General features: G+C 62.8%; 10 protein-coding genes. 8 read left to right on the forward strand and 2 right to left on the reverse strand.

The genetic code is table 11. The features are described from left to right. The first annotated feature begins 19 nt into the window (after positions 1–19). The 8 genes from VSR34_RS21980 to VSR34_RS22015 all read left to right on the forward strand — a co-directional run bounded on the left by VSR34_RS21980 (position 20) and on the right by VSR34_RS22015 (position 12,417). A complete protein-coding gene (locus VSR34_RS21980; RefSeq protein WP_342963517.1) occupies positions 20–382 on the forward strand; it encodes a DUF485 domain-containing protein in 363 nt (120 codons plus the stop codon). Continuing rightward, positions 379–2,019: a cation acetate symporter gene (locus tag VSR34_RS21985; RefSeq protein ID WP_342963518.1), complete on the forward strand. Its 1,641-nt coding sequence runs from the start codon at positions 379–381 to the stop codon at positions 2,017–2,019. The genes VSR34_RS21980 and VSR34_RS21985 overlap by 4 nt, the downstream gene beginning before the upstream one ends. Positions 2,020–2,063: 44 nt before the next feature. After that, positions 2,064–3,179, forward strand: coding sequence for an amidohydrolase family protein (locus VSR34_RS21990; protein WP_342963519.1), 1,116 nt, complete (start codon positions 2,064–2,066; stop codon positions 3,177–3,179). A 288-nt stretch (positions 3,180–3,467) separates the two neighbouring features. Then, the gene (locus VSR34_RS21995) at positions 3,468–3,953 is read left to right on the forward strand and encodes an MFS transporter (protein ID WP_342963520.1); all 486 of its coding nucleotides are present in this window, start codon (positions 3,468–3,470) and stop codon (positions 3,951–3,953) included. Further along, complete coding sequence (locus VSR34_RS22000) at positions 3,938–4,624, forward strand: substrate binding domain-containing protein (protein ID WP_342963521.1); 687 nt, start codon at positions 3,938–3,940, stop codon at positions 4,622–4,624. The genes VSR34_RS21995 and VSR34_RS22000 overlap by 16 nt, the downstream gene beginning before the upstream one ends. After that, entirely contained in the window at positions 4,545–6,266 is a 1,722-nt protein-coding gene (locus VSR34_RS22005) for a winged helix-turn-helix domain-containing protein (protein ID WP_342963522.1), read from the forward strand. The genes VSR34_RS22000 and VSR34_RS22005 overlap by 80 nt, the downstream gene beginning before the upstream one ends. Before the next feature lie 222 nt (positions 6,267–6,488). Next, the gene (locus VSR34_RS22010) at positions 6,489–11,654 is read left to right on the forward strand and encodes an AAA family ATPase (protein WP_342963523.1); all 5,166 of its coding nucleotides are present in this window, start codon (positions 6,489–6,491) and stop codon (positions 11,652–11,654) included. Between the two features lie 106 nt (positions 11,655–11,760). After that, positions 11,761–12,417: a response regulator gene (locus VSR34_RS22015; protein WP_342963524.1), complete on the forward strand. Its 657-nt coding sequence runs from the start codon at positions 11,761–11,763 to the stop codon at positions 12,415–12,417. Positions 12,418–12,461: 44 nt separating this feature from the next. Here VSR34_RS22015 and VSR34_RS22020 read toward each other — a convergent pair whose 3' ends face one another. Together VSR34_RS22020 and VSR34_RS22025 are read right to left on the reverse strand one after the other, a co-directional pair. Next, the gene (locus VSR34_RS22020; protein ID WP_342963525.1) at positions 12,462–13,202 is read right to left on the reverse strand and encodes a YoaK family protein; all 741 of its coding nucleotides are present in this window, start codon (positions 13,200–13,202) and stop codon (positions 12,462–12,464) included. Between the two features lie 113 nt (positions 13,203–13,315). Then, on the reverse strand, positions 13,316–13,978 hold the full coding sequence (locus VSR34_RS22025; protein ID WP_342963526.1) for a phosphohydrolase: 663 nt from the start codon (positions 13,976–13,978) through the stop codon (positions 13,316–13,318). Between the last annotated feature and the right edge of the window lies 1 nt (position 13,979).

The raw sequence follows: 13,979 nt of genomic DNA on the forward strand, positions 1-13,979 counted from the left end.
CGACATATACGGAGACAACGTGGAACACACTCTTTCCTCTCACGGCGCATACGGGCCCAAAGAGGCGGCCCTGCCCGCCGATGCCCCGCACACGCTGGTCGGCAATCCCCGCTTCTCCGCATTCGTGAAAAAGCGCCGCGCCTTCTCATGGGGACTCACCGCCTTGATGCTCAGCGCTTATTTCGCGTTCATCCTGTCGCTTGCCTTCAACGCGAAATGGCTCGGCATGCCAATCACGCAGGGCGAGCCGATGACCTGGGGGTTCCCGGTCGGCTTTGGCATGTTCGTGTTCACGTTCGCGCTCGTGGCCATCTACGTCGCACGCGCCAACGGTGTACACGATCCGATGGTCGAAGCCTGCGCCAAAGGGGAAAAGTCATGAAACGTCTGGCACTTCTCGCGTGTTATACGCCGACGGTCCTGCCCGCAGCGGTCCAAGCGGCGCCGGCCTCGTCCATCGCGCAAGGCCACAACACGCTGGCCATCGGCATGTTCCTTGTTTTCGTCGCCTCCACGCTCTTCATCACCAAATGGGCAGCGCGCAGGAACAACAGCGTATCCGACCACTACGCGGCGGGCGGCAAGATCACCGCGCTCCAGAACGGCTGGGCCATTGCGGGCGACTACATGTCGGCCGCTTCGCTGCTCGGCATCTCCGCGCTGGTGTTTACGAGCGGCTACGACGGCTTGATCTACTCGATCGGCTTTCTCGCAAGCTGGCCGATCATTCTGTTCCTCATCGCGGAACCGCTGCGCAATCTCGGCAAATACACGCTCGCGGACGTCGTGTCCTGGCGGCTCGCGCAGCGCCCGATCCGTGCGTTCGCGGCGTCGAGTTCCATCGTCATCGTGTTGCTCTATCTCGTCTCGCAGATGGTGGGCGCAGGCAAGCTGATCGAATTGCTGTTCGGCCTGCACTACAGCGTGGCCGTGGTGATGGTGGGCGTGCTGATGGTCGTTTATGTGTTCTTCGGCGGCATGCTCGCCACCACGTGGATCCAGATCATCAAAGCGGTGCTGTTGCTCGCGGGCGCTGCCTTCATGGCGATCATGGTGCTCGCGCGCTTTGGCTTCAGCCTCAATGCGCTCTTTGCCCAGGCCGTAGCCGTGCATCCGGCGCACGACGCGATCATGCGGCCGGGCGGCCTCGTCTCCGATCCGGTTTCGGCCGTCTCGCTGGGCCTCGCGCTCATATTCGGCACCGCAGGTTTGCCGCATATCCTGATGCGCTTTTTCACGGTCCGCGACGTCAAGGCTGCGCGCAAAAGCATTCTTTACGCAACGGGCATCGTCGGCATCGGCTACGCCCTCATCATCGTGATCGGCTTTGGCACGATTGCGCTCGTGGCGACGGACCCCCGCTATCACACGCCTTCGGGCGCGGTGATCGGCGGCGTCAATATGGTCGCGATTCATCTCGCGCACGCGGTGGGTGGGAATGTCTTTCTGGGCTTTATCTGCGCCGTTGCGTTCTCGACCATTCTTGCCGTCGTGGCGGGTCTCACACTCGCGGGATCCTCCGCGATCTCGCATGACCTCTACGCGAACGTGCTGCGCCGTGGCAAGGCTTCCGAGCGCGACGAAATGCGCGTCTCACGCGTGACCACCCTCGTTCTGGGCGTACTCGCCATTCTGCTTGGGCTCGCGTTCGAAAAGCAGAATATCGCGTTCATCGTCAGCCTGACGTTTTCGATTGCCGCAAGCTCGAATTTCCCCGTGCTGCTACTGTCGATTTACTGGCGCGGTATGACGACGCGTGGCGCCGTGGCGGGCGGCACGATTGGACTCGCCGTCGCCCTCGCGTTGACCGTACTCAGCCCAACGGTATGGGTGCAGGTGCTCGGGCACGCTCATGCGGCTTACCCGTACGAATATCCCGCACTCTTCTCGATGATTTGCGCTTTCGCGGGCACGTGGTTTTTCTCGGTCACCGACCGTTCAGCCCGCGCGCAACGCGAGCGCACGCTGTTCGATTCGCAAACCGTCAGATGTGAAATGGGCGCCACGCATGGTGTGTAAGCCTCTCTAAACACACTCAACATAAAAGCAGAAGGAGACAACGTATGGATTGCACGTGCTGTATTTCCCCCACACGCCGCCGTTTGCTCGGCGCACTGGGCGCGGTTGCCGGGGGAGCCGCACTCGGCGTGAGCGCCAAACCCGCGCAGGCGGCACAAGCCGTGGCGGCGTCCATCACCCAGCGTTCGATCGATGTTCACGCGCACTATTACCCCGAATCGTATTGCGACCTCGTGGGTAAGGAAGGCTCGAAATACGGCGGCAGTTTCGTGTGCGACGGCCACTCGTTCACCTTCAAGACACCGGCCGGCGGCCTGGGTCCGTTGCCGATGAAGTTCATCGACGTCGACCAACGCCTGCGGGACATGGACGCGAGCGGCGTAGACGTTCAGGCGCTTTCCCTGAGCGTGCCGATGGCGTACTGGGGCGACCGCGCGTTCAATGCGCAGTTGGCGAAAACGTGGAATGCGGCCGCGTCGGAGGTCTATCGCACTCACCCCACACGATTCGTTGTGCTGGCCACGCTGCCGATGCTGGACGCGCGCGACGCGCTCGACGAGCTCGATCGCGCAGCGGCCCTGCCGGGCGTACGCGGCGTGTATATGGGCACGAACATTGACAATCGCGATCTCGACGATCCGCGCTTCGATCCAATTTTCGCCCGCATCGCGCAAATGGGGTTGCCGGTCTTTCTGCATCCCCAACAAACCGTTGGCGGGAACCGCCTGGCCGACTACTATCTGAGCAATCTGCTTGGCAATCCTTTCGATACTGCAATTGCCGCGTCACATCTGATTCTCGGCGGCGTCATGGACCGCTATCCCACGCTGGAAATCACGCTGCCGCATGCGGGCGGGGCGTTGCCGATTCTGCTGGGGCGCATCGATGCCGGATGGAATGTGCGGCCCGAAACGCGCAAGCTCGCGCAGCAGCCCAGCAGCTACGCCCGCCGCTTCAGCTACGACTCGGTTTCGCATTCCGGGCCCGTGCTGGAGTTTCTCATCAAGACCGTCGGCGTGGATCGACTCGTGCTTGGCAGCGACTACTGCTTCGATATGGGATACGAACAGCCCGTGCGCTTTCTCGACCGCGTTCCGCTCGACAACGCCGAGCGCAACATGATCGTAGGCGGAAACGCCGCCCGATTGCTGCGCATCTAACCGCGCCCTCTCGCCTCAATACGCGAGCGTCCCGCCTCAGCGCGGGGCGCTCGCGTGTCTGCTTTCCCCTTCTTGAGCCGCATCGATTCGGCCTGCGCTCCTGCTCGCTCACGCGCCCGCGCATTGCAGAAAATGCAACGCCGCGTTCGCAACATCCCCCGTTTATCGCGCTTTTTGTCGGCACTATTCTTGAGTCCGTCGCTGCATTTGCAGCGGCGCTTGAACGATAACCCCGGTTTATTTCGCACGTGCGTCTGCACGACAAAATAATCCAGACACAGGAAATGTATGCGCAAGCTTGACGAATTTTACCGAGGCTGGCCTCAATTGATCGCTTGCACGGCCGGCCTCGGTGTCGGGGTAATCGGCTTGGGGTCATATAACCTTGGCCTCTTTGCCAAGGACCTGGAACACGCCTTTGGCCTCACGAAAACGCAGTACGGCGCGGGTTATCTCGCGTTCACGCTTGGCCTCGTCGTGGGATTGCAGTTCTGGGGGCGCATGCTTTCGCGCTTCGGCGCCGCGCGCACCGTCTCCGCCAGCGCGCTTGCGCTCGCGCTGTACTTTCTCGCGATTGCGGCTGGCGCGCGCTCGCCGGTCACCTATATCGGTTTGATCGGACTCCTTGGTTTTGTCGGCGGCGGCACGAGTGGTCTGCCTTATACGCGCGTGGTCAGCAGTTGGTTCGATCGCGGCCGTGGTCTCGCGCTCGGCCTCACGCAGGTGCGGGATGCGCTTATGTCGAACAGGTGCGGCAGGTGCTTTCCGATCTGAACGATGCCGATAGCAGCGTGATCGATCGCGGCACCGAACTCACGGGGCATTTGCGTGTTTCGGTTTCGGCGACCTATGGCCGCCTTCGCCTCGCCACGCGAATTCCCCAATTTCTTCAGGCCTACCCGAAGATCACCGTCGATCTGGTGGTGTCGGACATTCACCTCGATCTCGTGAACGACCGCCTCGATGTGGCCCTGCGTGTGGGCGTGCCCGACCTCGACAACCGTCTCATCGTCAAGACGCTCGGCAAAAGCGAGCGCTTTCTCGTGGCGAGCCCGGCATGGCTTGCGCGGCACGGACGCCCCGCAACGCCCACGGACCTGGCGGGCGCGGAATGCCTTCAATTCGCCTATAAGCCGGGCCGGCGGCAACGCTGGAATTTTCGCTCGGGCGAAGCGATCGAGCCCGTTATCGTGACCGGCCAACTCGTGACCAACAACCTCGACATGATCGCGGGCGCTGCAATTGGCGGCCAGGGCGTGGCCTTGCTGCCGGAATGGCTCGTCGCGCCCGATGTCGCGGCCGGCCGCCTCGTCAGGCTGTTCGAGGACAGGGAAATCACGGCCGACGCGGGCGAGGCTTTCGTCTATGCGACCTACCTTCCCAACCGGCGCCTTTCGCGCAAAGTTCGCGCGTTCATTCGGTTTGTCGAGCGATTCTCCATTTAAAATAAGACACGCTACAAATTGCAATGAAGCGCGTTTACGCTTGATTGAGAACTCCATTGCGCCGTTCAACATCAAAGAATGGAGGCAAAACATGTACGTTTTCGGTCGAGTTTCGGTCTCTCTCGGGGGGCGCCAGGTATACCTCGATGGACAGCCGTTGGCGCTGGGCGCACGGGCGTTCGACATTCTCGAATTGCTCATTTGTGCCGAGGGAGCCATCGTGACCAAAGACGAGATCTTGCGGTTAGTCTGGCCCACGACCTTCGTTGTGGAAAATAATATACAGGTCCATATTTCCGCGCTGCGCAAGCTGCTTGGCGAAGGATGGATTCGCACAGTGTCGGGACTAGGTTATCAACTCGTGCGCCCCTTTGCGCAGGCATCGGACGCTTCGAGCACAGTTGTGGGTGCTGCTGCAGTAAAGCGGCACAGCCACGTTCGCCAACGCGCGTGGGCGCTCGCCGGCCGTGAAGATCAGGCGCGCCAGTTGTACGAACTGCTTCAACGGGAGTCGTTCATCACCCTAACCGGGCCCGGCGGCGTGGGCAAAACGCGGCTTGCCTCCACCGTGGCGAAGGCGTGGGCCGAGGACAACCGCGCCGTTTTTTGCCACGCCGATTTCGCCGACCATATCGATCGCTGTTCCTGTTATGCGGACCGACTGCCCATGCTTGTGCAGGAGCTTCGCGACGGCAGCGCCGGGATTGCGGAAATCACGAGTGAGATTGGCGACCGGCGCACCGTGCTCGTGCTGGACAATTGCGAGCGTGAAGTCGAGACCGTCGCCGCACTATGCGAGTGCGTTCTCGCTGCGAACCGCAACGCGGTAGTGGTCGCGACCAGCCGGGAACCACTGCGCTCAAAGGGCGAACATCTTCACTCGGTCCCGCCGCTTTCCTTGCCCCATGAAGGTGCAGACGAAGCGGCCATTCTCGCCAGCGGCGCGGTGACGATGTTCTTCAATCGCGCGAAAGCAACGGGAACCGAATTCCCGCAAAACCCGCAAACGCTCGCGGCAATCGCCGATATTTGCCGGCGCCTGAGTGGCCTGCCGCTCGCACTCGAATTCGCGGTTGCCCGCGCCGCGTTGCTGGGCGCACAGGCGCTCGCGCAGGAGCTTGAGGGTTCTGCGTTGGGTCTCGCCGGCGGCTCGCGAACTGCGCATCCTCGCCAGCGCACCCTGCGCGCTTCGATCGAATGGAGCTATCTGCAGCTTGGCGAAGCCGAACGCACGGTGCTGCAGCGTCTCGCCGTTTTCGAGGCCCCATTCGACCTGGCAAGCGCCTGCGAAGTCGCTGCTGTCAACGGCATTCAACGCGACACGGCTCTGGAATGCGTGCACCGGCTCGCCGCAAAATCGCTGCTGACGGTGCACCCGGAAGGGGCGAACCGGCTCTACTCGCTCTTTCCCATCGTGCGAGCCTACGGTGCGGAGCGGTTGGCGGATTCCGGGGGGCGCGCGCCCCTTGCGCCGCAAAGCCCGCTTTCGTCCGCCCTTGCGCCCGATTGCGCAGCATTCGGCCACTGCGCGACTCCAACAGCAACCTGTGCTCGCATTAACGGCGGCTCGCTGGGTTCTGAAATAACCTGTGCCACATTTGCGCACGCGGGCAACTCTCCGCCACACCATGCTAACGATTGAGCCGCCTTGCTCGATCATTACGAGAGCGTCCGCATTCGCTAAAAATCCTTAAGTGTTATGAACGCGGGCGGCAAACGCTGGATATGCCGAAACTCGTCCCGCATACTGCGGCTTACGCGCGAGGAATATGCAATAGCCGTATTCCTTGAATGCTTCTCCACGAGGTTCTTGCGACGGCATACCCGCTGCCGGCGAACGCGAAGCCAACAAGCTGCCCATTCAATGACCACGCATGCAAAGCACTCCAGCTCGGTTGCCGCACAGATTGAGAACGGCGCGGCAGCGGACGCCGCTTTCCCGGGCGTGCAATTCGACATTGCATGGTTCGAGCGTTGCGAGAAGCGCGAGCTCGACCATGCCGACGGAGTAACGACCAGTCTGCTCCGCGAGCCCGGTGAGGGCAGATATTGGCTCGCGCGCCATGCGCCAAGCACGTCGGCAATCGGCTCCGAGCGCCTCAAGCGTGAACTCGCCATAAGCGCGCGTATTGGCCCGCCGTGGGGCCTGCCGCCGGTGGAGAGCATCTGGGGTGGCGAGCGCCTCATCATCGTGTATGAGGCATGCGCGGGCAGCACCCTCGCCTCCTCTTTGGACTCCCGCCAACTCAGCCTCGAAGCGTTTCTCGCCGTGGCTGCGGGCGCAGCGCGCGCACTAGGCGCAACACATTCAGCGCGACTTTGCCACGGGGATCTGAAACTCTCCAGCATCTTGCTAGCCAAAGCCCAGGCCGGAATCGAAGCGGACGCTGAAACCCGCGCAATCCGCTTGATCGGTTTCGATCCTGCTCCGCCTGAGGCGTATCGGGACCGCCTGAGCAGGCAACCGTATCTGGCTCCGGAAGTCGTGCTCGATGACGCTCCTGTCGATCACAAAAGCGCCGACCTCTACGCGCTGGGCGTAGCGCTCTATACACTGCTGACCGGTGAACTGCCCATCGACGCGCAAAGCTCAGCGGGTTGGTATCACGCTCGCCTGGCAATCGAACCCCCACATCCGCGCCGCCGCCGCGCGGACGTGCCTGAGCCGCTCGCTGAAGTCCTGCTCAAGCTGCTCGCGAAGGATCCGAACGAACGCTACGCCACGGCGGCCGCTGCATATGGAGACTTGCAGCGTATCCGCGAGTCGCTCTGCGCGCCTGGCGGCGAAGCCCGCTTTGCCCTGGATACGGGGGCATCGTCTCGTCTCCTCAGCGTGCCTGGCCGGTTGTTTGGGCGGACAGCCGAGAAAGCGTTGCTCGACGATGCCCTTGCGCGCGTGGCCGCGACCGGCAAGACCGAAATCGTGCTAATCTCCGGCAGCGGCGGCTGCGGAAAGTCGGCGATCGTCGAATCTCTTTTCAACGACGTGCAGCGCCTCGGCTCTCGATTCGCGTCCGGCAAGGCCGACAAGCTTCGCACCACGATTCCTTATGCGCCGATCGTCCAGATCGTGCGCGCATTGACGCTGGCGCTACTCGGCGAGGCGGACAGTCTGCTCGCGTCCGTTCGCGAGCGCTGGATTCAACGCCTCGAAGGACAAGGGCGAGCGATCGCCGAACTCGTACCGGAAGTCGAACACATCATCGGCCACGGCGTGCCGCTTGCCGACGTGCCCGCGCCGCTCGCGCAGGCGCGCCTCGTGCGCGCGCTGCTGCACACGTTCGCTGCGCTCGCGCAGCCGGGCGCGCCGCTCGTTATTTTTTTCGACGACGTTCAATGGACCGACCCGGCGAGCCTCGCGTTCCTGAGGGCATTCTCTTCGCAACCGCCGTCGAACGTGCTGCTCCTTTGCGCGCACCGCGACTTCTCCGTCGACCGGCCTGGCCATTTACAGTGGCAGCGCGAATTCGACGCATGCAGGACGATGCGCGTGACGCAGGTGCGCCTGCAACCGCTTTCGGTTCGTGACCTGGCCGGTCTGATCGGCGCGACACTCGGCGAGCCGGCGGAGCGCGTCGAGCCTCTGGCGGGCGCCGTTCACGCAAAAACGGGCGGCAACCCGTTTTTCTCGCGCCAACTCCTGCGCATGTTGATCGACGACGAAGTGCTGCGCTACAGCGTCAAAGCTGCGGCCTGGACGTGGGACGAAGCGAGCATCGCGCGGCGCCTATACTCCGACAGCGTGATCGACCTGCTGATTCGCCGCTTCGATCGATTTCCGCAGGGAAGCGCGAAACTGGTCGAATGGCTTGCCTGCGTCGGGATACGATGCGACGTGGCATTGCTCGCACAAATAGCCGGCATAACGCCGGACGAGGTTCACGAGCGTCTGCGTCCGTTCGTCGACGCGAATCTGCTCTCGGTTCAGCCCGAGGCTTACGCATTTTTGCACGATCGTGTGCTCGAATCCGCTTACGCGCGCATCGACCCCCAAACGAAGCCGCGTTTTCACGCGCGTATCGCCTCCGTGATGATCGACTACTGGCGTGCGCGTCTTCCCGAGTATGCGTTCGATATTGCCACCCAGATCGAGCGCGCACCAAAGGAGACGCTCGGCCTCGAAACTCGGGTTGCGTATGTGCGCGTATTGATTATGGCGGGCAAGCGCGCGCGCAACGCCGCTGCGCTGGACCAGGCGACGGAATATGCCAACGCGGCCCTCGGCATGGTCGATGAAAAGTGGTGGTCGAACCACTACGCACTGACTTACGGAGCCCAACTGCTGCACTGCGAGTGTTTGCTGGCGCAGGCCAGACTCACGGACGCGCAACAACGCCTCGACGCGCTGCTTGCCCACCCGCTCGCGATTCTCGACCGCGCCGACGTGCATCGACTCAACGCCGTCTTGCAGACCGTCCAGTCCGATTACGAAGGCGCTTTGTCCACCGCTTTGGCCGGGCTTGCGCTGCTAGGCGTGGATCTGTACCGTTCTCCAACCGCCGAGCAGATGCGCGCCGCGTGCGAGTCGGTGCAGCTCGCGCTGCGGGGCCGCGCGATCGCGAGCGTGCGCCATCTGCCTCCTTGCGAGGACCGGCGCATTCATGTCGTCATGGGCCTGCTCGCCACGCTCACTTCCTCGTTCTTCGTGACCGACGGACTCGGCATCCTGCATCTCGCCAAGATGGTCGAACTCACGCTCGAACATGGCGTGACGCCCGAGTCGCCGTCTGGCCTCGCGTGGTTCGGCGTGTTGTTTGCGGGATTGTACGAAGCCGCCGACGAAGGGCTCGCCTACGGACAGGCCGCGCTGGCGCTGGTCGATCAGCACGGGTTCGAGGCGCAGCGCGTCGCCACGCTCGTTGCCATCGATCAGGTCAGCGTATGGACACGCCCGCTCTCTTTCGCGCTTGAGCACGCACAGCAAGCACGAGTGCTGGGGCGAGCCTCTGGCGACATCGGCATGGCATGTTACGCGTGCAATCACATTGTTTCCGACCTGATTGCCATGGGCGAGAACCTGTCGCTCGTCGACGAGGAGGTTGAACGGGGACTCGAACTGACAGCGATCGTCCAGTACCGCGATATCGAAGCGGTACTGCTGGCGCAACGCGATTTTGTTCGCCAGTTGCAGCGAGGAAAGAACAGCACGGATCGACCCGACCAAACCGGCTCGGAGGTTTCGCAGATCGCGCGCTTCTTCCTGTACTTCTACGACGGCCTCGCGAAGCTGTTCGCCGGAGACTATTCAGCTGCGCGCGCACGCCTCGACAATGCGAGCGCGCTTGCCTGGACCGTACCCGCGCATATCAACGTGGCTGATTGCCGTTGGTATGGCGCGCTGGCAGTTTCACGCGGCCAATACGCCTCCAACGACAGCGCGCTTTTCGAGCTTCGCTCGCAACGCGTCCAGTTCGCGCGCTGGGCCCATCAAAACGGTGCGACGTTTCGCAACAAGCTCCTCCTGATCGACGCCGAAATTGCGCGGCTCCAGGGTGATGCCTTCGGCGCGCTGGTGGCTTACGAGCAGTCCGCGCAAGCCGCTGGAGCCGCGGGATTCGTCCACGAACAGGCGCTCGCCCATGAATTCGCGGGCGAACTGTGCATGACGCACGCTTTGGAGTCCTCGGCGCGCCATCATTTGCGCCACGCAGCAATCTGCTATCGCCGCTGGGGCGCGGCGTTTGCCGAGAAGCGCATTCACGAACGCCACCCGCTTGTGGCGTCCATGGCGAGCGACGACGCGAGCCCGCGCAACGCAGCGCGGCAGCAGCCCTTTGTCGACCTGGGCGTCGAGGCGGCGAAGGCAATCTCGGGCGAGGCCGTGACAGATCGCCTGGTCGAAAAGTTGCTTACCAGCATTACCGTGTACGCCGGGGCGCAATACGGCCTGTTGCTGATCATGCACGACGATGGGCCGAAAATTGAAGCGTTGGCGCGCGTGGAAGCGGATCGCATGGTGGTCACGCTGAGTGGCGTTGCCCCCGATGGTGACGCGTTGCCACTGGCCGTGCTCAATAGCGTCGTTCGCACGCGCAAGACACTGGTGTTCGCGGAAGCGAGCGTCGAATCGCCATCGCTGCGCACACGTACTTCCGTCGGACGCACGCAACGCTCGGTACTCTGCATGCCGCTGTTGCGCGGCGGCTCGCTTGTTGGCGTCGTCTATCTGGAGAACAACCTCGCGCCTGGCGTTTTTGACCAGAACCGGGTCGCGGACCTGGAAGTGCTCGCGCCGCAGGTGGCGGTTTCGCTCGAAACGGCGCGACTCTATGAGAGGCTTGTCGAAGAAAGCGAGCACCGCCTGAATGCGGAAGTCAGCCTGCGCTCCGCGCGCGACGAACTCGCGCGCACCTCTCATCTCACGGTGATGGGCAACGTGGCGGCCTCTATCGCCCACGAGGTGAATCAACCGCTTTCCGCGATCGCCACTTCAGTCGACGCCAGCCTGCGCTGGTTGCAGCGCGCCACGCCCAATCTCGAGGAAGTCGCGGCGGGCCTCTTCCACATCAAGCGAACGAGCCTGCGTGCGCTCGAGATCGTTCGCGCCTTGCGCGCACTCGCCAAGCAGGCACCCGCGATTCTCGCGCCGCTACGCATGGATGACGTCGTGCGCGACGTGCTGGATCTGCTCCACCCCGAAGCTGCGGCCCAGCAAGTTAAGGTCGTGACGCAACTGGAGGCAGGTGATGCGATGGTCCAGGCGGATCGCATCCAGCTACAGCAAGTGGTGCTGAATCTGTTTACCAATGCCGTGGAGGCGATGAGCGAAACGGCGCCTGAAACGCGCGCACTTGCGATCGCCACACGGGTCAGCGTCGGCAAGGTCGTAATGTCCGTGCGCGACCGCGGCACGGGAATTCCGGCCGACGTCCTCGAGCTCATTTTCGACCCGCTCTATACGACGAAGTCGTCGGGCATGGGGATGGGGCTGGCGATCTGCCGCACCATCGTCGAGAGCCACCACGGCACGCTCGATGCCTTTAACGTGCAGGACGGTGCCGAGTTCGTCATGACGCTGCCTGTCGCATAACACGAAATCGTCACCCAGCGCGCACAGCATTAACATTCAAGACATTCTCGGTTGCGCGCGTTAGCCTTTTGCCTATTCGGGCATCCCACGCTATTCAGGTTGAATCGTGAAATCAGCGACATTCTCAGACCAAGAGCTAGCCAGCGAAATCTCCACGGTATATGTCGTCGAAGACGACACCGTAATGAACGAGGCCATCTGTCTGCTCGCGCGCTCCGTTGGCGTCGCTGCACAGGGCTTTCTGAACGCGCACGACTTCCTTACTTGCCAGCGCAGCGCGGGGCCGAGTTGTCTGGTTCTTGACATTCGACTGAAGGGAAGCAGCGGGCTTGCGCTCCAAGACTTGCTCAAGTCGGAGCACGACCCCATTCCCGTGATTTTCGTTACCGGTCATGCGGATATTCCCATGAGCGTGCGGGCGATGAAGGCGGGCGCCATCGACTTCCTCACGAAGCCGTTTCGCGATCAGGATCTGCTCGATGCCATTGCGATCTCGCTGGAACGCGACGCCGCAAGGTTGATTCAGGAGCGGCACGATAACGACATGCACGCGCGCTTCGAAGCGATGATCGAGCGCGAGCGCGAAGTGATGGCCGCCGCGGCAGCCGGTAAATTGAGCAAGCAGATCGCGAACGAACTTGGCATTAGCGAAGTCACGGTGCGCGTCTACCGCAGCAGCGCGATGCGCAAGATGCGCGCCAGTTCGTTCGCAGAACTTGTCACGCTCGCCCATCGGCTGGGGATCGATCGTAGCGAACGATGATCAGGCCAGCATGAATTGAGGGGACGAAGCGTGGCGGCCAGCCGTCATGCGCTTTCACGCCCAATTCGAAACGCGCAGCAAGCGAGCACGCCAAGCAACACGAGCGGCACGATCAGCGCACAGAACGAGCCCGTCAACCAGCCCAGCGCCCCGCCGCCTGCGCCCAGCGCGAACGCGAGAACCGGTGGCAGCGTGCGCACGAGCCGCGCGCGTGCTTCCCCCCGGTCCACGTGCGCCGTGCCGGGCGCGAGCAGATCGAATGCATCGATCACAGCCTGCGTGACGTTGCCCGTCATCACCGTGTTCGCGGCCACGCTGCGCGTCGCGAGGCGCGCGTGTGCGTTCTGCACGCCCATGCCGGCCGCGCCCAGCAGCCCGCAAACGATGGTCAAGGGCGCATTTGCGTTCGTGATAGGCGCGGCGAGAATGCCTGCGAGCATGAAGGCAACGAGGAAGGCGATCTGCAAGATGTAAAGGCCGACCGCACGTGTGCTTTCGGGGCGACCGCGCAGCTTGTCGTCAAGCAGGCACGCGACGACAATGCCGCTCACGAACGCCGGAAACGCGAGCAGCTTGATCGAAAGGCCGTTGCCCACCCCCGCGAGCCCTGAGCCGATCAGGATGAAGTTGCCCGTGACGTGCGCGGTAAACAGACCGTACAGGGCCACGAAGCCGAGCGTGTCGACATAGCCCGCGACGAAAGCAAGCATACCGTTCTCGCCCAGCAGCGATTCGAGCAGGCTTCCCGCGAATCGCGCTCGTGCGTTCAGTGTTCGTTGCTGCATGATGTCTCGCTTGTGAGCGTAATGGTTTTCATGGACGACATATAGCCTTCTCCAGGCGTTGGCCGTGAACGGCGAACGCGGGCTAAAAACGAGGCCTAAAAAAGACGCAGCCCCTACTCCAGCCAGGGCGAACCCAGTATCTGCCCGCAAAAATTGATGCGGCGGTAGTCGGGGTCGATCCGGTCCAGCACGTCGGCGCACTGGTTGCCGACGGTGGTCTGCGGCCGAAAAGCGAGCCCGCGCCCGAAGGCGCAAATGACTTCCTGCTTGTAGCCTTTCCCCCGAGGAAACGCCGCGAGCACGCTTGCCCGCTCGTGCTCCGTGTACAGATGCAGGTTCGTGCCGATAAGATCGGTGCGAACCGCCGCCGCGAGCAGATCCGAAAGCGGCGTCACTCGTGCCGGAATGCCGGGCGACGTGTGCAGGGCGATCGCCAGCCACGCGTCATGCTGCTTCTGGCTGTTCGCCCCGTAGTGGTGGAGCAGATGGCGGGCTGCGTCGGCGCTGTCGATTTCATAGCGCAGCGTCGAACACGAATACGCGGGGCTCAGGCCCATGTTCGCGTACATCGCACTGACGTAAAGCGAATCCGTGTCATATTCCATGTCCCAGCGCTGCGCTCTGAGCATCGCGAACATGAACACCCGGTTTGCATGCCCGAGCAGGATGGGAGGCAACGTGGCGCATGCGCTTTCGACAGCCGCGGTCGCCACGGGCGTGCGCGGAATCCGCACGCCCGCGACTTCGCTGACCGTCCACCACGACGCTGTTTGCATA

This window comes from Paraburkholderia sp. JHI2823, from assembly GCF_038900695.1.
In the GTDB taxonomy this organism is placed as follows: Bacteria; Pseudomonadota; Gammaproteobacteria; order Burkholderiales; family Burkholderiaceae; genus Paraburkholderia; species Paraburkholderia mimosarum.